The 1,558-nt window shown below is 55.9% G+C and carries 1 protein-coding gene; it reads right to left on the bottom strand.

All coding sequences use genetic code 11. The features are described 5' to 3' along the window. Positions 1-159: 159 nt before the first annotated feature. A complete protein-coding gene (locus tag BIS10_RS18680; protein ID WP_253507764.1) occupies positions 160-1,461 on the bottom strand; it encodes an IS1380 family transposase in 1,302 nt (433 codons plus the stop codon). Positions 1,462-1,558: the final 97 nt, after the last annotated feature.

Here is a 1,558-nt window from a genome sequence, read left to right on the forward strand (position 1 = left end):
CCTGGATTTCTCATAGCACCTCAGCCAGTACCGCACTCAGGCTAACACCGCTAAACACCTATTGGCTCGACTTACATCGGCTACTTTTTAACCACTTTTCGTCGTTCAGACACACCTCCCCCTTCCCCCCATTGCGTCGGGCCGGGGGAGCCCGAGCAGTCAGTTCGGCACCAACCGCCTGACGAGATCGGATAGCGCCGTTTTATAGGGGTAGCTGTCACTCATGAGTACGCGGATTCGACGCGTATTGCGGATGATGACCGCGCCTACTTTGATGAGCTTGAGCCTCAGGTTGCTCGGACTCATGCGCGCGAAGGGCGTGTGCTTCAGGTAAGTCCGTAACCGCTCGAACAGTGTATAAGCGAAGCCCGACAAGATCAGCCGCCACTGATTGGCCCACCAGTGCGTGCTGGAGGTCCGATCAGCAAACAGGCTCAGTTGTTGATCCTTGATTCGGTTTTCCATGTCGCCCCGAGCACAGTACTGCTCGTAGTAAAGCTTGAAGCCGTCGTCGTAACGGGAGCTGATGATAAATCGGGGATTGGAGCCCAGCTCGCTCTCTTCTAGACGAGCGACCACCCAGCGTGGGTATTTCCAAGAGTGTGCTTGATACGGGAAGCGGAACGTCTCTGCCACTTGCCCGCCCACCTGCCATTGGGTCTTGCGCACCAGCATCATGGGCACGTCCACTTCCTTGAGCAGCCGACTGTTCTTACCGATACCCACGATATAGTCAACGTGATGCCGATCGCACCAGTTCAGCATCCGGGGGCGACAAAAGTGACTATCACCTCGTAACACAATGCGCGTATCGGGCCAGTACTGGCGGATAAAGCGCACCAGTAACGCCAGGATGGCCCAGCTGTGATGGCTGTCGCCGTGGTCACTGGTACGCAGATAGCTCACCAGCAGATGGCGGCCACAGAAGACATACAGCGGGAAGTAGCAGTGGTGATCGTAATAGCGGTTAAAGAACTTCCCGGGTTGCTCGCCGTGTACGGGAATATCGGTGCCATCAAAGTCCAGCACGATCTCCTTGGGGGGGTGGTCATGCTGCTCAATGAAGTGATGCCACAGTAACGCATGGGCCTTCACCATCGCTTGCCGGTCTGCCTTCTGCTCGCTCCGACACAGTGTAGACTTACCCGCCAAGACTTCATCTTCACCGAGCGCGGTCTGAAGCGCTTGGTCGTAACGTAGGGCCTCATGGTCGTTAAAATCTTCGTAGCCCGCGGCGACACCGAACACCCGCTGACGAACCAGAGTGTCGAGCTTGTGACGAACCTGTTCCGGTGCGCGGGGATCATGAAGCACGGAGGCCAAGCGGTGCGTCAGACGATGGTGTTTATCGACTTCCCGTAGCAGGAGTAATCCGGCATCGGAGGTGATGTGACCGCCGGAAAAATCGGCTTCAATTTGCCGGCGTGAGAGTGGCGAGAAGGTCAGTTTTTCAGGTACCATTTTGGAAGCGGCTGTTGGTGTTGGTTTTTGGTGTAAGGCCCTGAAACGTTAACACTTTCAGCCGCTTTCTTTTATACCCTGTGAGAAATCCAGGCTA

This window comes from Halomonas sp. 707B3 (assembly GCF_024158645.1).
Taxonomy (GTDB): Bacteria; Pseudomonadota; Gammaproteobacteria; order Pseudomonadales; family Halomonadaceae; genus Vreelandella; species Vreelandella lionensis.